Source organism: Halomonas sp. KM072 (assembly GCF_050710315.1).
GTDB lineage: Bacteria > Pseudomonadota > Gammaproteobacteria > Pseudomonadales > Halomonadaceae > Vreelandella > Vreelandella hamiltonii.
This window is the reverse complement of the sequence record NZ_CP136132.1, coordinates 1,886,716-1,905,632: the sequence shown is the minus strand read 5'-3', so window position 1 is coordinate 1,905,632 and position 18,917 is coordinate 1,886,716. Positions and strand designations below refer to the sequence as shown.

The 18,917-nt window shown below is 61.6% G+C and carries 19 protein-coding genes; 9 read left to right on the top strand and 10 right to left on the bottom strand.

Annotated elements, in window-relative coordinates:
- Positions 1-3: 3 nt before the first annotated feature.
- From RVM26_RS08955 to RVM26_RS08945, 3 genes are read right to left on the bottom strand one after another with little or no spacing between them, the layout of a single operon-like run.
- The gene (locus RVM26_RS08955; protein ID WP_096922659.1) at positions 4-753 is read right to left on the bottom strand and encodes a TlyA family RNA methyltransferase; all 750 of its coding nucleotides are present in this window, start codon (positions 751-753) and stop codon (positions 4-6) included.
- Positions 754-791: 38 nt separating this feature from the next.
- On the bottom strand, positions 792-2,816 hold the full coding sequence (locus tag RVM26_RS08950; RefSeq protein WP_096922660.1) for a hypothetical protein: 2,025 nt from the start codon (positions 2,814-2,816) through the stop codon (positions 792-794).
- 30 nt (positions 2,817-2,846) lie between these two features.
- Complete coding sequence (locus tag RVM26_RS08945; RefSeq protein ID WP_144983771.1) at positions 2,847-4,070, bottom strand: ATP-grasp domain-containing protein; 1,224 nt, start codon at positions 4,068-4,070, stop codon at positions 2,847-2,849.
- A 208-nt stretch (positions 4,071-4,278) separates the two neighbouring features.
- On the opposite strand from RVM26_RS08945, the gene RVM26_RS08940 reads away from it, so the two are divergent.
- The 3 genes from RVM26_RS08940 to RVM26_RS08930 all read left to right on the top strand — a co-directional run bounded on the left by RVM26_RS08940 (position 4,279) and on the right by RVM26_RS08930 (position 6,006).
- Entirely contained in the window at positions 4,279-4,608 is a 330-nt protein-coding gene (locus tag RVM26_RS08940; protein WP_009100748.1) for a DUF1820 family protein, read from the top strand.
- A gap of 83 nt (positions 4,609-4,691) precedes the next feature.
- Entirely contained in the window at positions 4,692-5,327 is a 636-nt protein-coding gene (locus tag RVM26_RS08935) for a TIGR04211 family SH3 domain-containing protein (protein ID WP_039181012.1), read from the top strand.
- A 46-nt stretch (positions 5,328-5,373) separates the two neighbouring features.
- On the top strand, positions 5,374-6,006 hold the full coding sequence (locus RVM26_RS08930; protein ID WP_498941676.1) for a class I SAM-dependent methyltransferase: 633 nt from the start codon (positions 5,374-5,376) through the stop codon (positions 6,004-6,006).
- An 11-nt stretch (positions 6,007-6,017) separates the two neighbouring features.
- Here the strand turns inward: RVM26_RS08930 and RVM26_RS08925 are convergent, their stop codons facing one another.
- The 5 genes from RVM26_RS08925 to cysP form a co-directional block, all read right to left on the bottom strand.
- Positions 6,018-6,611, bottom strand: coding sequence for a YajG family lipoprotein (locus RVM26_RS08925; protein WP_016914402.1), 594 nt, complete (start codon positions 6,609-6,611; stop codon positions 6,018-6,020).
- A gap of 157 nt (positions 6,612-6,768) precedes the next feature.
- A complete protein-coding gene (locus RVM26_RS08920) occupies positions 6,769-7,863 on the bottom strand; it encodes a sulfate/molybdate ABC transporter ATP-binding protein (protein ID WP_096922664.1) in 1,095 nt (364 codons plus the stop codon).
- Entirely contained in the window at positions 7,860-8,687 is an 828-nt protein-coding gene (gene cysW, locus RVM26_RS08915; RefSeq protein WP_016914400.1) for a sulfate ABC transporter permease subunit CysW, read from the bottom strand. The genes RVM26_RS08920 and cysW overlap by 4 nt, the downstream gene beginning before the upstream one ends.
- Positions 8,687-9,541, bottom strand: a complete 855-nt coding sequence (cysT, locus tag RVM26_RS08910) for a sulfate ABC transporter permease subunit CysT (RefSeq protein ID WP_016914399.1) — start codon at positions 9,539-9,541, stop codon at positions 8,687-8,689. The genes cysW and cysT overlap by 1 nt, the downstream gene beginning before the upstream one ends.
- A 9-nt stretch (positions 9,542-9,550) precedes the next feature.
- A complete protein-coding gene (gene cysP, locus RVM26_RS08905; RefSeq protein WP_052196450.1) occupies positions 9,551-10,603 on the bottom strand; it encodes a thiosulfate ABC transporter substrate-binding protein CysP in 1,053 nt (350 codons plus the stop codon).
- Positions 10,604-10,830: 227 nt separating this feature from the next.
- On the opposite strand from cysP, the gene rpe reads away from it, so the two are divergent.
- Entirely contained in the window at positions 10,831-11,529 is a 699-nt protein-coding gene (gene rpe, locus RVM26_RS08900; protein ID WP_039181002.1) for a ribulose-phosphate 3-epimerase, read from the top strand.
- 13 nt (positions 11,530-11,542) lie between these two features.
- Here rpe and RVM26_RS08895 read toward each other — a convergent pair whose 3' ends face one another.
- Positions 11,543-12,841 carry an NAD(P)/FAD-dependent oxidoreductase gene (locus tag RVM26_RS08895; RefSeq protein WP_039180998.1) on the bottom strand — a complete coding sequence of 433 codons (1,299 nt, stop codon included), beginning with the start codon at positions 12,839-12,841 and terminating at the stop codon, positions 11,543-11,545.
- 125 nt (positions 12,842-12,966) lie between these two features.
- Between RVM26_RS08895 and RVM26_RS08890 the strand changes: the two genes are divergently transcribed.
- The gene (locus tag RVM26_RS08890) at positions 12,967-13,644 is read left to right on the top strand and encodes a phosphoglycolate phosphatase (RefSeq protein ID WP_498941675.1); all 678 of its coding nucleotides are present in this window, start codon (positions 12,967-12,969) and stop codon (positions 13,642-13,644) included.
- 3 nt (positions 13,645-13,647) lie between these two features.
- Here RVM26_RS08890 and RVM26_RS08885 read toward each other — a convergent pair whose 3' ends face one another.
- Positions 13,648-14,565 carry a TroA family protein gene (locus tag RVM26_RS08885; protein WP_498941674.1) on the bottom strand — a complete coding sequence of 306 codons (918 nt, stop codon included), beginning with the start codon at positions 14,563-14,565 and terminating at the stop codon, positions 13,648-13,650.
- 236 nt (positions 14,566-14,801) lie between these two features.
- Here RVM26_RS08885 and RVM26_RS08880 point away from each other — a divergent pair, with 236 nt between their 5' ends.
- Genes RVM26_RS08880 through RVM26_RS08865 form a run of 4 tightly spaced genes read left to right on the top strand, consistent with a single transcriptional unit; the run spans position 14,802 to position 18,913 of the window.
- Positions 14,802-15,401 carry an anthranilate synthase component II gene (locus tag RVM26_RS08880; protein ID WP_186299151.1) on the top strand — a complete coding sequence of 200 codons (600 nt, stop codon included), beginning with the start codon at positions 14,802-14,804 and terminating at the stop codon, positions 15,399-15,401.
- Between the two features lie 36 nt (positions 15,402-15,437).
- Entirely contained in the window at positions 15,438-16,457 is a 1,020-nt protein-coding gene (gene trpD, locus RVM26_RS08875) for an anthranilate phosphoribosyltransferase (protein WP_039180987.1), read from the top strand.
- An 8-nt stretch (positions 16,458-16,465) separates the two neighbouring features.
- Positions 16,466-17,269, top strand: a complete 804-nt coding sequence (trpC, locus tag RVM26_RS08870; RefSeq protein WP_498941673.1) for an indole-3-glycerol phosphate synthase TrpC — start codon at positions 16,466-16,468, stop codon at positions 17,267-17,269.
- Positions 17,270-17,320: 51 nt separating this feature from the next.
- Positions 17,321-18,913: a sensor histidine kinase gene (locus RVM26_RS08865; protein WP_498941672.1), complete on the top strand. Its 1,593-nt coding sequence runs from the start codon at positions 17,321-17,323 to the stop codon at positions 18,911-18,913.
- Positions 18,914-18,917 lie beyond the last annotated feature (4 nt).

Sequence of the window (18,917 nt, the reverse complement as noted above, 5' to 3'; positions counted from 1 at the left end):
CGTCTATTTGCAGGCCAGCATGAGAAATTCCCGATTGCCGTCCCCGCCGGTGATCGGGCTCTCCTGCCAGTGGGCGATGCGCAAACCGCAGGCCTGGCAGGCCATGCGTATCTTGTGCTCCACCTCGCTGTAGCGGGCTGGGTCGCGCACCACGCCGCGCTTGTCCAGCGCGCTGGGCTCCAGCTCGAACTGCGGTTTGACCAGAGAGATAAGCTGGCCCTGGGCCGGTAGCAGGGCGGCGATTTCCGGCAGGATCAGCGTTTGGGAGATAAACGACACGTCCATGATGGTCATCTCGATGGGAAATGCTTGCAGTACCTCCCGCAAGGCGGCCGAGGTGCTCATGTGGCGTGCGTTCAAGCCTTCCAGGCACACTACCCGCGGGTCCTGGCGCAGCGCTTCGGCCAACTGGTCATGGCCTACCTCGACACCCACCACATGGCGGGCACCGTAGCGTAGGGCACAGTCGGTAAAACCACCGGTGGACTGGCCCACATCCAGCACCCCCTTGCCCTCCAGCCGCATACCCAGCGTGGAGAGCGCCCCCTCCAGTTTAAGGCCTGCCCGGGAGGCGTAGCGCTCCTCGGGGTCTTCCTCGACGTGCAGTGATGTGTCGGCGGGCCACTTTTCGGAAGGCTTGGTGAGTGGGGTGCCGTCGGCCAAGAAGACACGCCCGTTCTTGATGAGGCGCTGGGCGCGGGTGCGTGAGCTGGCCAGCGCCTGGCTGACCAGCAGTTGATCGAGTCGTATCATGGCGGGGTATCAGGATCTTTGAAAGACCGCGCATTATGTCATGTTGTGCCTGGCTCTGCCTGCAGCTCGGTGGGTGGGATTCGCGTGGCCCCCCAACTACGATGCAGATAGCCCTTGACGCGCTCCAGCTCCTCCTCGCTGACGGTGGCCAGTTTGCCGCTCTCCAGAGGGTCGTAGTGGTAGATGTATAGCCGTGAGAGAAACTGCTCGAAGGGCAGTGACGCCTCACCGAAGCGCTCGCCGTTGCCAGCCGTGCTGACCTTGAGCCCGTCTCCCCAGTCCTGGCCGCTATCGTTGTTGGGGTTGTAGAAGTAGACGCGCATGACATCGCTGGGGTCGAGCGAGGCGCGCAAAATGGTGATGGCGTGCCAGCCGATGAAGCGCGCAGCGCTGTCCGTGACCGCAATGCCGGCAGGCTGGGGGTGGATCAGCGGCTGATTACCGTTGTAGAAAGGGTGATAGCTGGCGTAGAAGTGGCGAATGAAGGTGTCGACGTCATCCAGCTGCCCGGTGGCCACGTCCACATTGATACTGAATCCACGGCCAGACCACCAGCCGTGAAACTCAGGATTGACCCAGCGGTGCGGGTCGCCTTCCCGGCCGATGCAGCGTCGGCCCATTTCTGCATAAATGCGATCCAGGTGCGGGACGACGACCAATGACACAGGGTCGAGGTCGAGGGGCAGTTCGCTGGCCAGGCCTGCCACGCTCTCCTGGGAGGAGATGGGCTGGCCTTCGAAATGCATGATGATTTCATCGTCTCGGGCGGCCCAGGTCACCATCTGGAGCAGGTAGTCCGGGTCGTTGTAGGCCCACATCGACAGCGCTCGCGCCGATTGGCAGGTAGGGTTGTTGCCTTGGCCCACACCCAGCGGTAGCCCCAGCATGCACAGCACGCCCTCGATCAAGCGTGCTCTGGGTGATGCCGTATCGCCATACGCCAGCGTCAAGCGCGAGATGGCCCAGTCGGAGAGCGGCAGGCTAAGCTGCCGCCACATGGCGGGAGCCACCGGCGGTTGATAGAGAATCCCGCGCTCCAGCAGTAACGCCAGACCATAGACGGCTTGGGCGGTGGCAGGGTAGACGCCGCTGCGAATCAAGGTGTGCGCCAATTCGCGATAGCACAGCAGGCAGTCGCGCCCCGTGGACGAAAGCCCCAGCGCTTCGGAAAGCAGCTGGTCGGCTTCTTCCAGCAGGAAGCGCAGCAGCACGGCATGGTAGGGCGATACGAGGCCGGTATCGTGCATGGCGCGTGCAAAACCGGTGGACTCCGCTTGAAGCGTCGCGTGGTCCATGCGCTCCAGGCGTGCCTGGTATATCTCGATGCCAGGGTCTTCTCGGCAGGCTTGGGTGGGCCCATAGAGCGAGCTGACCAACCGGTCGGCGCCTTGGCCGCTGGCGCCCAAGTCGATCTCCGGGTTGGCCTGGCACAGCGCGATCTGGGTGATCATCTGCTTGATCGAGTCGACCTGGATGGGCCGCTGCTTGAGAATCCGCCAGATTTCATCGATCAGTTGATCGATGACGTGCTCGTGCCCGACCCGCTCGGCCAGGTGCTGAAACAGCTGGCGTGGAATGGTCGCCAGCCGCCCTTGGGTTTCGCGCTCGGCCTCGCTGGGGGCATTGAACAGCAGGCCCAAGTTGATGGCCATGACCTGGGTAAGGTAGTGATGGGCGTGTTCTGGCGATACCTGTGGATGCTCGTAGCCTCCCTTGGCCACCGCCAGCAGCCGCAGTTCACTCAGCGTCTCGATCACCACCACATTGGCATCGGCGCTTTTCAATGCAAAGGGCGTCAGGGTCGGGATCAGGTACTGCGGTGTGTCCCAGTCCGAGCCGGCAAACACGCCTGCGGCTTCGAAGCAGGCAGCGCGTGCTTCCAGCGCTGCGCAGCCTCCGCTGAGCATCAGGATGCGCCTGGCGGTGTCCATCACACGGGGTAGCTTGGCCAGCTTGGAGACGGCGGGAGCCTGGGCAAGCAGCGCCACGGCTTCATCGAACTTGCTCAGCAGCCCATCGAGTTTGCCTTCTTCCCCCTCAGGGGTGGAACGCTGATTGGTCACGCTGACTCCTTATCCCGGCAAGGGGGAGAGTTAAACATAGAAGTCGAGTGCTTCCTGGCGTTTGAGCAGATCGCGAAGCGTATGAGCATCGTCACCCTTGAAATAGACCAGCCCCCAGTGGGTGCCAAACGCGGTGCGCTTGGTGACGGTCTCTTCGACGGGTGGGGTCAGCTCATGGGACTCGAAGTAGTCATGATCTTCGGTCTCTTCGGGTATCTCCAGGCGGCTGACCACGCGGCGGCGTGGATAGACGCCAAAGCAGCCCGCAAACCCGTTGGCATCGACGATCTCCTTGGGAAAGAACTCGGCCACTTCTTCTGCCGTGGCTTTGGGGTCGAAGACCAGCATCGACGCTTGATAGGCGTTGAAACCATAGACGCGCTCAAGGAGTTCGAACACCTTGAACCCTGGCGGACGATAGGCGACTTCACCAAAGTACATCTCGCCATCGCTGGTGACGAAATACTCCGGATGGATCAGGCCAAACTCGATATCGAAGGCCTTGATCAGTTTTTCGATCTGGGCGGTGATCTGCTGGCGATACTGCTCGAGCTCCGGCGAGGCGGGAACGAACACCGAATAGCCCAGCGTGACGTATTCCGAAATGTTCAGGAAGGCGATCTTGCCGTCGTGAATCCACGCTTCCACGGCAAATTCCCAGCCATCGAGGTGCGACTCCATCAGCACGGGAAACTCTTCGTCCGGAATGGTATCCACCTCGTCCGGGGTGCGGATGACGCGGTGCCCCAGGCAGCCCGCCTTGTCGAACGCCTTCAGGTGGATTGGATCGTTGGGGTCGCCGTCCAGCTTGAGCAGGGTCTGGTTGACCCGCTTCAGAAAACGGATGACATCGTCTCTGTCGTGGGCCTCTTCGAAAATGCCCACGCGGATCCCGCCCAGTTGGGCTCGCCGCTTCATCAGCGCCTTGTCACGCAGGAGCAGGGACTGGCCGTAAAGACGGGGGTTGTCGAGCAGCACGGAGTTGATGGCACCGGCCCATTCGACGGTCTCCTCGAACAGCGGGATGGCGACATCCACGCCTTTTTCCTTGAGGGTCTCGGCAATCTCCATGGAGCGATCGTTGAGGCGCTCGAAGTTCCAGGGAACGTAGGGGATGTCGTGTTTCTGGCAGTGCTCTTCTGCCCAGTCGGGGGCAACCACGATGTAGCGCCGGTCGAATTGCTCGGCCGCTTCGATTGCATTGAGGCTCCAGCCGAGGAGGGCGATATAGCCCTTGTTGGGATCCTTCTGCATGGTGGTGACTCCTGTTGGGTAGATGAATGATCGTGCCAACCACTCACCTCACCATACACGACCCAAGCGACCCGGGGCTAATTAGCACCCACTGAAGGGCGGTAGGGAATTAGTGGGCATTGATGATGTCTGCTAAGGGGCTGCCCTGTGAGTGTGGTAGGCTACCCCGTTGTTGGATACGTTCAAGCGTCAAGAGGAACAGGCCAAGATGGCGGCCAAGCCGATCTACCGTGTGGTGGTTCACCAGCAGGGTGAAATTTGGGATTTATACGTAAGAGAGATCTTTCAGAGCGAACTCTGGGGCTTTATTGAAGTCGAGGAGTTTGTCTTTGACGATGCGTCGCGAGTCGTGGTGGATCCAGGAGCGGAAAAACTGCAGCGTACCTTCGAAGGCGTCAAGCGCAGCTACCTGCCGCTCAATGCCATTGTGCGCATTGACGAAGTAGAGCGTGAAGGCCCCTTGAAGGCAGTGAAAAGTGATGCTCGCGTCGCAGAGTTTCCTCGTCCCTTCCCGTTACCGCCCAGGGGGGAAGGGTAAGCGCCCAAGAACGCGCAACGCTATAGCGATACGCAGGCTGGCTTCGTCGGTCAGCTGCGTTTTTATGATCAGGACATGACGTCATGCAAGTAGAGAAATTTCGCAGGAATTGTTACGCCGCCGCCATGGGCGTGCTGTTGAGTGCCAGTGGCCATTCAGCGTTTGCTCAATCCGATAGCCAAGCCTGGGTCAGTGACGAGCTGAGCACCTATGTGCGCAGTGGGCCCACGGATGGCTATCGCATTGTGGGAACGCTGAATGCGGGTGAGCAGGTAGACGTACTGGAAACCAGCGGGAACTACACCCGAGTGCGCAGCAACAGCGGCGATACCGTGTGGGTGCTGAGCAGCGAATTGCAGCAAACGCCCAGTGCTCGTCAGCAGTTGCCTGAGCTTCAGGCGCAGGTGGAAGAGCTGACCCAGGAGCTTGACGGCATCAACGATACCTGGGAGCAGCGGGTCTCTTCGATGACGGAAACCCTGGATGTCCGTGAGCAGCGCATTGCCGAGCTGGAAGCGCGTAATCACGAACTGGACGCCCAATCCGAGCAGGCTCGCCGCCAGGTGCGTGCGCTGCAGGCCCGCCTGGATACCCAGGAAGAGGACCTGTTGATGCGCTACTTCATGTACGGCGGGGGTGTGGCCGGTGCAGGCCTGCTGGTGGGGCTGGTCGTGCCGCACCTGCCGCGTCGCCGCAAGAAACGTGACCGCTGGTTCTAAGCGTCTTGCTGGTCATCACCCATCACGGCCTGACGAGGTAAGTACCATGGACAACCCCTGGCGGTTGCGCTGGCAGGAAGGGCGCATTGGCTTTCATTTGGCGGCAACGCACGCCGCGCTGCCGCAATACTGGCCCGAGCTGGGGGTGGAGGAGGGCGCCAAGGTCTTGGTGCCGCTGTGCGGCAAGAGCCTGGACATGCGCTGGCTGGCCGAGCAGGGTCATCCGGTGCTGGGCGTCGAGCTGGCCCCAGAAGCCATCGAGCAGTTTCTGGCCCAGCGGGAAGATGGCGTTTCACGCTACCGCCAGTCAGGTTTCGAGGTGTTTCGTCAGGGGAGTGTCGAGCTTTGGTGCGGGGACTTCTTTCATCTGCATATCAAACAGGCTGCCGAAGTCGGGGCCTTCTATGACCGGGCGGCGTTGATTGCCCTGCCACCCGCCACTCGTGAGCGCTATGCGTTCCACCTGGCACAGCTGATACCGCCTGGTGCCAAGGGTTTGCTCGTCGCGCTGACCCATCAGGAAGGCGAAGCAGGGCCGCCCTTCAACGTGCCCGACCACGAAATAGAGCGCCTGCTGGCGCCCAATTTTCGCGTTGATCGGCTCTCTACGGAGCCCGTCGATGAGCGTGGCCGTCGCGAGAGCCTTTGGGCATTGGAGCGGCGCGGCCCTCGCGTGTGAGTTGATACAGATCAGCGCGCCAGCAGGCGGCCCAGTTCCGGGTCGCTGAAGGCGCGGTTCAAACCATCGCTCAACAGGTCGTTCAGCATGCGGGTATTGCTGTCTTCACCAGGTTTGATGGCGTAGCCCTGCGTACGGCGTGATGTATAGGTGCCGGTATAGGTCGTGCCCTGATGCTGCGCGATGGCGCGGAAGACACCCTCGATACGGGCCTCGTCAATGAGCGGCTGGCCGCTATCGCCCCGCAGGTAGGCCAGACTGGCGAGCTCCAGCGTCAGAGTGGGGCGGCCTTGGGCGGTTTCCCGGGTGGGATTGAAGCCCATGTCGCGCACCGCACGCTCTGCTTCGGCCTGAAGTTTCGGAATCAATTCATGTCGGTTGACGGTGATTTGCGCCGTCGACATGCTGCCGCCTGCCCGGGTGCCAATGACTTCACTGGGGCGGGCATCCACGGCCACCACGGTCACCTGCTGCCCGGAACCTACCTGCGGCACGTTGGCCGTGCGGGAAGGGTTCAGCTGCAGGAACTGGGGGCTGGCGCAGCCGGCCAGCAGGGCGGTGGCCAACAGCGCACCGGAAATACGTAAAAAATGACGCCGACGCATACAACTCTCCACACTCTACTTGTTTGGGGCGTAACTTGCTTGGATAGTAACCTGATTGGGTAGTCACTTGCCTGGATAGTAAAAGCCTGTCGTAACAAGGCATTGCTGTCCAGGGTCGGTACAGTATAGCCCTGCTGCGACAGGCGAGGCCAGCGGCTTACGTGACCCGGCTAGGCTGCGGCTGGGGTGCGGTCTCTTCCTTGAAGCGATGCCACTGGCGCGGATGTGCAAACAGCCGCTGGCCGCGCTGCAGGTTCAGCCGTTCGAAGTCGGCATGACGCACGGTGGCCAGCCAGGGCTTGGCAAGCCAGTCCGCCTCCAGCTCGACCCGTACTTCGGCCCCCACAGGGGAAAGCGCGGTGACCGTGACAGGCAGGTGGCTTTCCGGGCTGGGTGCTTCAGCCAGGCGCACTTCGTGGGGGCGCAACAGCAGCTCTTCGTCACCGTCTGGCAGGTCTACCTGCAGGCGCGCGTCTCCGCAGGTCAGCACACCTTGCTGCACGCTGCCCTCCAGGTGGTTCACGTCACCGAGGAATTCGAACACAAAGCGGTTCTTCGGCGAGCGGTAGAGAGTTTCCGGCGTGTCGATCTGTTCGATACGGCCGTTGCTCATCACCACGACGCGATCCGAAAGCTCCAGCGCCTCCTCCTGGTCGTGGGTCACGAATACGCTGGTGAAGTTCAGCTCATCATGAAGGCGACGCAGCCAGCGGCGAAGGTCCTGACGTACCTTGGCGTCCAGCGCGCCGAAGGGCTCGTCCAGCAGCAGCACGTCGGGCTCTACGGCCAGTGCCCTGGCCAGCGACACACGCTGCTGCTGGCCGCCCGAGAGCTGCGCAGGCAGGCGGTTGGCCAAATGCTGGAGCTGAACCATTTCCAGCAGCCGAAATACTCGTGCACGAATCTCGCCGCTGGAGGGGCGACGCTTGCGCGGCATCACGGTCAGGCCAAAGGCCACGTTGTCGTAGACGCTCATATGGCGAAACAGCGCATAGTGCTGAAATACAAAACCGATGCGCCGGTCACGCACGTGCACATGGGTGACATCGCGATCGCCAAACAGAATTTTACCGGGCGTTGGCGTGCGGTCAGCGCTCTCCAGCCCTGCAATGATACGCAGCAGGGTCGTCTTGCCCGACCCGGAGGGGCCCAGCAAGCCGACCAGCTCGCCCTCATGAATGTCCAGGTCGATGGGTTCGAGGGCCTGGGTGTTGGCAAAATGCTTGGCAATATTCTCTAAGCGAATACTCATACGAGTGCCTCCCGGCGCGATGCGCGCCATTCCAGGCCTGCCTTGGCCGCAAGGGTTAACAGGGCAATCAGCGCCAGCAAGGCCGCGCTGGCAAATGCCCCCACGGCGTTGTAATCCTGATAGAGCTGTTCGAGATGCAAGGGCAGCGTGTTGGTCTGCCCGCGAATAGCCCCTGAGACCACGGAGACCGCGCCGAATTCACCTACCGCGCGAGCATTGGTGAGGATGATGCCGTACAGCAGTGCCCAACGGATGTTGGGTAGTGTCACGCGCCAGAACGTGGTCCAGCCTGAGGCGCCCAGGGTCACGGCGGCTTCTTCTTCGCGGGAGCCCTGGGCCTGCATCAACGGAATCAGCTCCCGAGCGACGAAGGGGCAGGTGACGAAGATGGTGACCATCAGAATGCCGGGCCAGGCAAACATGAGTTGGATGTCATGGGTGTCCAGCCAGCTGCCGATCCAGCCATTGCGGCCGTAGAGCAGCAGGTAGATCAAACCGGCCACGACTGGCGAAACGGCAAAGGGTATGTCGATCAGGGTTTGCAAAATGCGGCGGCCGGGGAAGCTGAAGCGGGTCACCAGCCAGGCCAGCGCGACGCCAAAGACCAGGCAGACCGGAATGGTCATCAGCGCGATGACCAGCGTCAGGCCGATGGCGTGGAGGGTGAAGGTATTGGTCACGTTGGCCCAGAACACCGCCACGCCCTGAGAAAAGGCCTGAGCAAAAATGGCGACCAGCGGCAGCAGCAGAAACAGCGCCGACAGCAGCAGGGCGCTGACGATCAGTACGCGCCGCACCAGCGGCGCATCCCCTACGCGATGCATTAGCCTTTTCCTCCATGCAAGCGGCGCACGAAGCGCCCCTGCCAGATGTTGATGACCAGCAGCAGTGCCAGCGACACGAACAGCACCACCGAGGCGATGGCCGAAGCGCCTGCGTAGTCGTACTCCTGAAGCCGAACGAAGATCATCAATGCCGTGATCTCCGTTTCGTAGGGCATGTTGCCCGCGATGAAGATGATCGCCCCGAACTCGCCCAGAGAGCGCACGAACGCCAGCCCCGTACCTGTGACCAGCGCTGGCCACAGGTGGGGCATGATCACCCGGCGAAATGCCACGCTGTCGGTAGCACCCAGCGACATGGCGGCTTCATCGATCTCGGCGGGCAGGTCTTCGAGTACTGGCTGCACGGTGCGCACCACGAAAGGAATACTGGTGAAAGCCATGGCCAGGGCAATGCCGACCCAGGTATAGGCGACCTGAAAGCCCAGCGGTTCGAGCAGGCGGCCCATCCAGCCATTGCCGGCATACAAGGTGGCCAGGGTAATGCCCGCCACCGCCGTGGGCAGGGCGAAGGGCAGGTCCATCAGCGCATCCAGCAGACGCTTGCCGGGGAACTCGTAGCGCACCAGCACCCAGGCCAGCAGCAGCCCGAAAACGGCGTTGACCAGCGCGGCCACGGCGGCAGCGCCAATGGTCACGGTGTAGCTGGCCACCACGCGGCCATCGGTGATGATGGCCCAGTACTCGCTGAGGCTGAGCCCCGCCAGTTGGCCAAACAGCCCGGTGATGGGCAGCAGCAGTACCAGCGAGATAAACAGCACGCTGATACCCATGGAAAGGCCAAAACCCGGCAGCACGCGTGTGCTGCCGGATCGCCAGAATGCAAGTTGGCTCATGGGGCTCCGTTAACGACGTTGCAGTTGATCGAGCAGTGCGCCGCCTTCGAAATGGGCTTCCATGGCTTCTTCCCAGCTACCAAACACGTCTTCGACCTGAAGCAGTTCGGTCTCGGGGAACTGGTCGGCAAACTCGGCCACCACGGTCTCGTTATGCACACGGTAGTTGAAGCCTGCCAGCAGGCGCTGAGCCTCTTCGCTATAGAGGTACTCAAGGTAGCTCTGGGCCAGATCGCTATTGCCGTTGCGCTCGGCGTTAGGGCCGACCACGGCGACCGGGAATTCGGCCAGGATGCTGACCGGCGGCACGATCACTTCATAATCGTCGCTGCCGTATTCGGTGCGGATATTGTTGACTTCGGACTCGAAGCTGATCAGCACATCGCCAATGCCGCGTTCGATGAAGCTGGTAGTGGCACCACGACCGCCGGTGTCAAATACCGCGACGTTGCGCAGGAAGGTGCGCATGAAGTCCTGAATCTGCTCGTCGTCACCGTCGAAAGCCTGATCGGCGAAGCCCCAGGCGGCCAAATAGGTGTAGCGGCCATTGCCGGAGGTTTTCGGGTTCGGGAAGACCATGCGGACGTCTTCCTGTACCAGGTCGTCCCAGCTCTCGATGCCCTTGGGGTTGCCCTTGCGCACCAGGAACGCGGTGGTGGAATAGTAGGGTGACGCATTGTTGTCGAACGCCTGCTGCCAATCTTCCGCGACCAGGCCTGCATCCGCCAGCGCTTGAACGTCGGTGACCTGGTTATAGGTCACTACATCGGCGCGCAGGCCTTGCAGAATGGCCCGTGCCTGAGCCGAGGAGCCGCCGTGAGACTGGCTGATACCGATCTCTTCGCCGTGCTCTTCCTGCCACCAGGCCTGGAACTCAGGGTTGATGGCCGAAAAAAGCTCACGGGCGATATCGTAGGAAGAGTTGAGCAGCTCACGCTCCTGGGCCACGGCGCTGGTGGAGAGCGTCATGCCGGCAACGGCGGTGCCGACGGCAGCGGCGAGCAGGCTGCGGCGCAGTCCATTACGAAGCAGGCTGGTGCGAAGTAGAGTATGGCGTGTCATGGCAGGCTCCTGATAGCAGGGGGCGACATAGTCGCGATGGTGCTAAGGTTAAACCTGTCATTGTGGAATTACAATTGTGTTTTATATTCTATTTGTGAATATATGAGGAAGGTTAGGCAATGATACATGCCTTTCATGCCGCTCAAGGGCTTCATCCTTGCGTGGGGCTGGGCGCAGCGCTCTGGTAAGATAGCGCGATACCGTTAATCCGCGCTAAGGACCCCATGATGAGCACTGCCCAGGATTTCTTGATTGCCCCTTCCATTTTGTCGGCCAACTTCGCCCGTTTGGGGGAAGAGGTAGACAACGTTCTGGCCGCCGGTGCAGACGTGGTGCACTTCGATGTCATGGACAACCACTACGTGCCCAACCTGACCATTGGCCCAATGGTCTGCAAGGCGCTGCGCCAGCATGGCGTGACCGCGCCCATCGATGTGCACCTGATGGTCAAGCCGGTGGATCGCATGATCGGTGATTTCATCGACGCAGGCGCGAGCTACATCACCTTTCACCCCGAAGCCTCCGAGCATATCGATCGCTCTTTGCAGCTGATCCGCGATGGCGGCTGCAAGGCCGGGCTGGTTTTCAACCCGGCAACGCCGCTTTCCTATCTCGATTACGTGATGGACAAAGTGGATATGGTGCTGCTGATGAGCGTCAACCCGGGCTTTGGTGGGCAGTCGTTCATCCCGACGACCCTCGACAAGCTGCGCGAGGCGCGGGCGCGGATCGATGCTTCGGGCTTGCCGATCCGGCTCGAGATCGATGGGGGCGTCAAGGTGGATAACATCGCCGAGATTGCCGCTGCCGGTGCCGATACGTTCGTGGCTGGCTCGGCCATTTTCAATGCGCACCAAGCCAGCGACCCCCACGGATACGATAGCGTCATTCAGCAGATGCGAGCTGCGTTGGCCAGCGTCCGCTGATCGAGGCAGGCGCTCAATGTAACTTCATGCGTGGCTTGAGGTAGCGGTTCAGTTTATCTACCAGCCAGGCAAGACCCGTCTTTGGCGCGCCATGTATCGACAGCTGATGCATACGATACAAGGAAGCATACGCTTGGCGCGCCAGCCAGCCCTCCAGAAACAGCCCGCGAGAAGCGGAGCTGCGCATCAGGTTGCCCACCGCATCGTAGCGTGCCAGCGATACCAGTGAGCCGTGGTCACGGTAGTGAAACGCGGCCAGGGGTTTCTGTTCCAGGCAATTGATCAGGTTCTTCGCCAGTACCTTGGCCTGCTGATGGGCGGCCTGGGCGCGGGGCGGCACGGTGGCATCCTCGCCTTGTGGGCAGCTGGCGCAGTCGCCCAGGGCAAAAATGGCAGGGTCATCGACGCTTTGCAGGGTTTGGTGCACGGCGACCTGATGGCGCTTGTTGGTAGTGAGCCCCAGCTCGCTGAGGAACTCGGGCGCCTTGATGCCCGCGGCCCAGACGTTCAGGTCGGTATCGATGACTTCGCCATCATTGGTGACCAGATGATACTCCTTCGCTTCCTGAATGGCCGTGTTGACGTGCACGGTGACGCCAAGGCTTTCCAGCTCCTGCTGTACGGTGCCGCTGATGCGTTCGGACAAACCCGGCAGCAGGCGCGGCGCGGCCTCGATCAAGTGTACGCTGATGGATTGGTGGTCCACCGCCGTCACCCCGTAGGCGTTCAACAGACGTGAGGCATCCAGCAGCTCCGCCGACAGCTCTACCCCTGTGGCGCCACCGCCGACGATACCGATGGTGAGCTGGGTATGTTGGCGCAGCGATGGGTCGGTGTAACGCAGGAAGGTGTTGATCATGTCCCGTTGGAACGCCTTGGCCTGTTGGGGCGAATCGATGAAGTGGCAATGCTCGGCCACGCCCTGAGTGCCAAAGTCGTTGGAAACGCTGCCCAGTGCCAGCACCAGGTAGTCATAGGTGATCTGCCGAGCGGGCAGCACTTCTTCGCCCTCTTCATCGACGATGGCCGCCAGGTGAATCACCTTCTGTTCACGATCCAGCCCGCTCAGCGAGCCCCGCTGGTAGCGGTAGTGATGGGCGGTGGAGTGGCCACGATAGTCCACTTCGTCCATGCTCGAGTTCAACACGCCGGTAGCCAGCTCATGGAGCAGCGGTTTCCAGACATGGGTAGCGTTACGGTCCAGCAGCACGATCTCGGCGCGTTTTTTCTTGCCCAGCGTGTGCCCCAGCTTGGTGGCGAGGGCCAAGCCTCCGGCGCCGCCGCCCACAATCACGATTCGGGGAGTGGCCATTACTCTCTCCTTGGCTAATATAGCCTCAGCATAGAAGCTTCCACGCGGTATGGGTAATCGCAGGCCGATAAGATGATAAAATTGATCGAGATTATCGCGTCCAGTGCCATGACCAAGGAGCCCGTGTGCATACCATTCTGCAGCAGAAGCAACTGATCGCCTTTGACCTCGATGGCACCTTGATCGATTCCGTGCCCGACCTGGCCGTGGCCGTACAGCAATCCATGCGGGAGATGGCGCTGCCGCTGCCCGATGAGCAGCAGGTGCGCCACTGGGTAGGCAACGGTGCACAGGTGTTGGTGGAGCGCGCACTCAGTTGGGCGACTTCGTCAGCGCCGGAGCCGGGGCTTGTCGAGGCTGCGCTGGCGGCGTTCATGCGCCATTATGCGGCGGCGCCCAACGCACGCACCGTGCTGTACCCGCACGTGGCGCAAGCGCTGCAGCAGTTGCATGACGCAGGCTTCACGCTGGCACTCATTACCAACAAGCCCGAGCGCTTCATTGCGCCCATTCTGGAGCATTTCGAACTGCTGGCGCTGTTTGCCCACTGCGTGGGTGGCGACTCGCTGCCAGAGAAAAAGCCCAGCCCCGCACCGCTGCTACATATCGCACGTTTGTTGGACGTTGCGCCGAGTGCCTGCGTGATGGTCGGAGACTCACGCCACGATATCGAGGCGGGCAAGGCAGCGGGTTTTGCCACGGTGGCGCTGCCTTACGGCTACAATCACGGCGACCCTATCGAACAGAGCCAGCCGGATGTGCTGATCGAGTCCTTGGCTGAGCTGATCGGCTCTGGCGCTTAGGCGTCAGTGATCGGCGCGGGCGCCCCCCAGCGCCTCATGAAGCAGCTCGGCGTTGTGCAGCAGCAGGGCAGGGTAATTGTAGGCAGGGCCATCGGCCTCGCTGAGCGTATCGATGTAGAGCGGGCCTGCCAGGGCCAGGCCTGACTCTCTCGCCAAGGCGTCCATGTGAATGTCGGGCACCGTGCTTTCATAAAAGAGCGCAGGCGGACGCTGCTCGGCGAGCTGTATGCTCATGGTCTCCATGGCCGATGCGCTGCCCTGGGTTTCGCTATTGAGGCCCCAGATGGCGTTGTACTCGAACTCGTAGGCGCGGGCAAAGTAGCCCATCGAGGCTTCGCTGGTGATGAGGGTGCGGTTGGTCTGCGGGATGCCCTGCAGACGCTCTCGCACCTGCTGGTCCAGCGCCAGCAGGGCTTCCCTGGCTTCAACGGCACGTTGCTGGAAGGCGTCGGCCTTGTGTGGGTAGTGCTCACTCAGCGTTTCGGCAATCACATCGAGGTAGGCGGCAGCGCCCTTGGGGTCCATCCACATATGCGGGTCGGGGTTGCCCTTGTACTGGCCCATGGGAATGGTCAGCGGCGACATGGCCGCGTTTTCCGCCAGAGCAGTCAGTGTCAGTGTGTCATCCGCCATGGCCTGTACATGGCGCAGCCAGGGCTCCAGGCCATAGCCGTTGTAAAACACGATATCGGCCTCTTCCAGGGCCAGCACGTTGGGGGGCGTCAGTTCCCAGCGGTGAACATCCTCACCGGGCGGTACGATGGTCACGATGCGCACGTCACTGCCTGCCACGCGTTTCACCAGGTCCTCGATGATCGAGAACGATGCAATCACGTTGATGGTGGCGGTCGCGAAGGCGGGAGGGGCAGCAAGCAGTGCCAAGAGCAACAGCGTGATCGTCCCAGGGAATCGCCTATCCATGTCACGCTCCTAACCCGTTAAAAAAACAGCAGATCATAAAGAGTGTTGGGCAGTGTTGCCAGTGTCGGCCACTTCCTATGCAGGGTAGTCGATGAACGCTGCCCCGCCTATTCAGCGAGTGGCAGGGGTGTCCTGTCGCCCTGGCATTAGTCACCGGTAGCCACTGCAAGTAGGCCTTTGGTTGGGGTATCATGCCAGGCACGTAGTTCTATGGGTGTCATGGAGTAAGTGGGACGATGGCGAAGGCAATGCAACGGGTATTGATGGTCGATAATTACGATAGCTTCACCTTCAACATCGTCCAGTACCTGGGTGAGCTGAATGCCGATGTGATGACCTACCGCAACGATGAGATCACGTTGGCGCAAATGGAAGCGCTGGCGCCTACCCATCTGGTGATTTCGCCGGGGCCATGTACCCCGAATGAGGCGGGCGTCTCGCTGGCTGCCATCGAACACTTCGCGGGCCGACTGCCCATTCTGGGGGTTTGTCTGGGTCATCAGGCCATCGGGCAGGTATACGGTGGTAAGGTGGTGCGCGCTCCTCAGGTGATGCACGGCAAGACGTCTGCGGTGGTACATGGTGGAGCCGGGGTGTTTGACGGTCTGGAAAATCCGCTGGAAGTCACGCGCTACCACTCGCTGGTGGTCGACCAGCACAGCTTGCCCGACTGCCTGGAAGTCACCGCCTGGACCGCAGAGAGTGACGTGACGCCGGGGCTCATCATGGGGTTTCGTCACCGTACCCTAGACGTCGAGGGCGTGCAGTTTCATCCGGAGTCGATACTCACGCGCCAGGGCCATGCGTTATTGGCCAATTTCTTGCGACGCGGCTGATCGCCAAATTCATACGCTTTAGGGGCTTATCTGCTCATGCAAATGCGAGACGCAATTAACGCGGTGATGCGCCGCGAAGACCTCTCTTTCGATGCCATGCACGCGTTGATGCGCCAGATCATGACCGGCGAGGCCTCCGATGCACAAATTGGCGGCCTGTTGGTGGGGCTGGCCATGAAGGGTGAGAGCGCCGAGGAGATCAGCGCCGCCGCCCAGGTGATGCGCGACCTGATGAAGCGCGTCACGCTGCATGCCGATAACGTGGTGGATATCGTCGGCACCGGTGGTGACGGCGCCAATCTGTTCAATGTCTCCACGGCGGCCAGTTTTGTGGCGGCTGCAGCCGGTGCCCATGTGGCCAAGCACGGTAATCGCAGCGTTTCCTCGTCATCTGGCAGTGCGGACCTGTTCGATATCGCGGGCATCTACCTTGATTTGAAGCCGGAACAAGTGGCGCGCTGTATCGAGCAGGTGGGGGTCGGCTTCATGTTTGCCCCCAACCACCATCCGGCCATGCGCTATGCGATTGGGCCGCGTCGTGAAATGGGCGTGCGCACGCTGTTCAATATTCTTGGCCCGTTGACCAACCCGGCCGGTGCGCCCAATCAGGTGCTGGGCGTGTATTCCGCCGAACTGGTGCCGCTGATGGCTGAAGTGCTGCGCAAACTGGGCAGTCGCCACGTGATGGTCGTCCACTCCGATGATGGCCTGGACGAAATCTCCCTGGCAGCCCCCACCCAGGTGGCCGAGCTGAAAGAGGGCGAGATCACCCGCTACACCATTACCCCCGAAGCGCTGGGCATCGAGCGCCAGAGCCTGGCGGCGCTGAAAGCCACCAGTGCCGAAGATAGCCTGCGGTTAGTAAAGGCAGCCCTGAGTGGCGAAGGCGCAGCGGCAGATATCGTGGCCCTGAACGCCGGTGCCGCGCTCTACTGTGCCGGCATAGCCGACAGCTTGAAAGAGGGCGTGATGGTGGCCCAGGATGCGCAGGCCTCCAAATTGCCCCTCGAAAAGCTCAGAGAGCTTTCGCACTTCACCAGTGTTTTCAAAGGATGATCAATGCCATGACAGAGCAGGCTACTCCCACCATTCTCACGCGCATTCTGGCTCGCAAGGACCAGGAGGTCGCCGAACGCGAGCAGGCGGTTTCCGAACAGGACCTGTTGGCACTGGCGGGTCAGCAGAGCGCGCCGCGCGGCTTCATCGAGGCGTTGAATCAGCGCATCCAGGCGGGTGACCCTGCGGTGATTGCCGAAGTGAAGAAGGCGTCCCCCTCCAAGGGAGTCATGCGCGAGAAGTTCCATCCTGCCGACATAGCCCGCAGCTATGCCCAGGGCGGCGCCGCTTGTCTGTCGGTGCTCACGGATGCCGACTTTTTTCAGGGCCACGAAGATTATCTGATCGCCGCGCGGGATGCCTGCGAGCTGCCGGTCATTCGCAAGGACTTCATTACCCACGGCTATCAGGTGACGGAAGCGCGAGCCATTGGCGCAGACTGTATCCTGCTGATCGTGGCGGCGCTGGACGATGCGAAGCTTCGGGACCTGCATCAGCAGGCCAACGCCATGGGCATGGACGTGCTGGTCGAAGTGCACGATGCCGATGAACTCGAGCGTGCTCTGGCGCTGAATCTCAAGCTGGTCGGCATCAATAACCGCAACCTGCATACCTTCGATACCAGCCTGGATACCACACTGGACCTGCTGACGCGCATTCCGGACAGCGTCACCGTGATCACCGAATCGGGGATTCATACCCGTGACGATGTGGAGCGCATGCGTGATCACGACGTCAACGGTTTTCTGGTAGGGGAAGCCTTCATGCGTGAAGAGGACCCGGGCCTTGCATTGAAGCGTCTGTTCTTCTGATCCTGGGGGTCGAACAAGCGCTGCGGAAAGCGGTTTTCAGGAGAGCTGCCGATGTTTCAGCGTCGCCTGCTGGTGGCACTGCTGGTGTTGATCATGCTGACCCTCGCTCAGGGCGGCGTGGCCGTGTGGGCCATCGACGGCGCTCGGCAAAAGGTAGAGCTGGGCAGGCTTTCCAGTGACCTTCACGCGGGTTTTCTGGCGTTTTCCGACAGCAAGAACCAGCTGCGTACCTGGCTGGCCAACGCTCAACAGGGCGGCCAGCCTGCCGACGTGCAAGAGCGCGATTTCATTCTTCACGAGATGCACTCCCATCTTGAGCGTCTGCATGTCAACAGCGACCGCCTGGCGGCCAGGATGCAGCCCTCCAGTGAGCTGACGGCTGCGCTGGTCGAGGAGCGCCAGGCGGCGCTGGCGACCTTCGATAAACTGTTTCACGCCCTTGAACGGGCAGTACTGGCGACCTCCATGATCCCGGCTGCGGAGCAGTTCGAACTGGTCGACAGCCAGGGCCTGCGCATGGTGCTCTACGATGCGCTGGCCCGGGAGCGCACGCTGCTGGCACAACAGCGCAGCGACGCCGACCACTCTCTGCAGCAGCTGATCACCCTGGCGATTGGCGCCACGCTCACCTTGATGCTGACCATCATGGCCGTGTTCGGCTATTTTGCCCGCGCCCTGCAGCGGCCCATCCTCGAGCTGGTAAATGGTGCCCAGGCGTTTCAGCGCGGTGATCTTGCCCATCGGCTGGATGAGCGCATGAGCGATGAGTTCGGCCATGTTGCTACCCGCATGAACCTCATGGCAGACGAGCTTCGACAGCATCGCCAGACGGAGCAGGACCGCCAGCAGCATTTGGAAGATCTGGTAGCGGTGCGTACTCGGGAGCTGGCCACGGCGCTGGATAGCCTGCGCCAGCTGGGTCAGCAGCGCCAGCAGCTGCTGGAGGATATCAGCCACGAGCTGCGCACCCCCACCACGTCGATTCGTGGGGAAGCCGAGATCACCCTGCGCGGCGGTATGCGCAGCGAAGCCGAGTACCGCCAGGCCCTGGAGCGAATCGCCAGCGATGCCAAGCGGCTTTCGGACGTGATCAGCGACCTGCTGACCATGGCGCGCAGCGATATCGTCGAGTGGCAGGTGAAACGCCAGCTGCTGGACCCTGCCGTGCCGCTGGCCGATGCCATGGAGCAGGCTTCGACGTTAGGCAGATTGCGTGGTATTGCCCTCCATGGAGACGTCACAGCCCAGGCCACGGTGCTGGGAGACCCTCAGCGGTTACAGCAGATATTCGGTATTTTGCTGGATAACGCCGTGCACTATTCCCATGCGGGGGGCATGGTGGAAGTGAGCGCTACCACTGAGGTGCTGCAAGGCAAGCAAGTGTGGGCATTACGGGTGCGTGATGATGGTATCGGGGTGGCGGAAGATGAACTGCCGCGGCTGTTCGAGCGCGGCTACCGCGGCGTGAAGGCGCGTTCGCACCGCCCCGATGGGCAAGGCGTCGGGCTGGCCATTGCCATGCTGTTGACGCGTTTACATGGAGGTACGCTCAGCCTGAGGGCCGCCCCTGAAGGCGGCTGTGAGGCGCTGCTGCAGCTGCCGGTGCACGCCCAGGCTGGCCCCGCGCTGAGCGTCATGAGGTAATCAG

Bases quoted from the DNA above. Each gene is read 5' to 3' on its own strand.
- RVM26_RS08955 (WP_096922659.1), bottom strand. From the start codon at position 753: ATGATACGACTCGATCAACTGCTGGTCAGCCAGGCGCTGGCCAGCTCA.
- RVM26_RS08945 (WP_144983771.1), bottom strand. From the start codon at position 4,070: ATGCAGAAGGATCCCAACAAGGGCTATATCGCCCTCCTCGGCTGGAGC.
- RVM26_RS08940 (WP_009100748.1), top strand. From the start codon at position 4,279: ATGGCGGCCAAGCCGATCTACCGTGTGGTGGTTCACCAGCAGGGTGAA.
- RVM26_RS08935 (WP_039181012.1), top strand. From the start codon at position 4,692: ATGCAAGTAGAGAAATTTCGCAGGAATTGTTACGCCGCCGCCATGGGC.
- RVM26_RS08930 (WP_498941676.1), top strand. From the start codon at position 5,374: ATGGACAACCCCTGGCGGTTGCGCTGGCAGGAAGGGCGCATTGGCTTT.
- RVM26_RS08925 (WP_016914402.1), bottom strand. From the start codon at position 6,611: ATGCGTCGGCGTCATTTTTTACGTATTTCCGGTGCGCTGTTGGCCACC.
- RVM26_RS08920 (WP_096922664.1), bottom strand. From the start codon at position 7,863: ATGAGTATTCGCTTAGAGAATATTGCCAAGCATTTTGCCAACACCCAG.
- cysW (WP_016914400.1), bottom strand. From the start codon at position 8,687: ATGCATCGCGTAGGGGATGCGCCGCTGGTGCGGCGCGTACTGATCGTC.
- cysT (WP_016914399.1), bottom strand. From the start codon at position 9,541: ATGAGCCAACTTGCATTCTGGCGATCCGGCAGCACACGCGTGCTGCCG.
- cysP (WP_052196450.1), bottom strand. From the start codon at position 10,603: ATGACACGCCATACTCTACTTCGCACCAGCCTGCTTCGTAATGGACTG.
- rpe (WP_039181002.1), top strand. From the start codon at position 10,831: ATGAGCACTGCCCAGGATTTCTTGATTGCCCCTTCCATTTTGTCGGCC.
- RVM26_RS08895 (WP_039180998.1), bottom strand. From the start codon at position 12,841: ATGGCCACTCCCCGAATCGTGATTGTGGGCGGCGGCGCCGGAGGCTTG.
- RVM26_RS08885 (WP_498941674.1), bottom strand. From the start codon at position 14,565: ATGGATAGGCGATTCCCTGGGACGATCACGCTGTTGCTCTTGGCACTG.
- RVM26_RS08880 (WP_186299151.1), top strand. From the start codon at position 14,802: ATGGCGAAGGCAATGCAACGGGTATTGATGGTCGATAATTACGATAGC.
- trpD (WP_039180987.1), top strand. From the start codon at position 15,438: ATGCAAATGCGAGACGCAATTAACGCGGTGATGCGCCGCGAAGACCTC.
- trpC (WP_498941673.1), top strand. From the start codon at position 16,466: ATGACAGAGCAGGCTACTCCCACCATTCTCACGCGCATTCTGGCTCGC.
- RVM26_RS08865 (WP_498941672.1), top strand. From the start codon at position 17,321: ATGTTTCAGCGTCGCCTGCTGGTGGCACTGCTGGTGTTGATCATGCTG.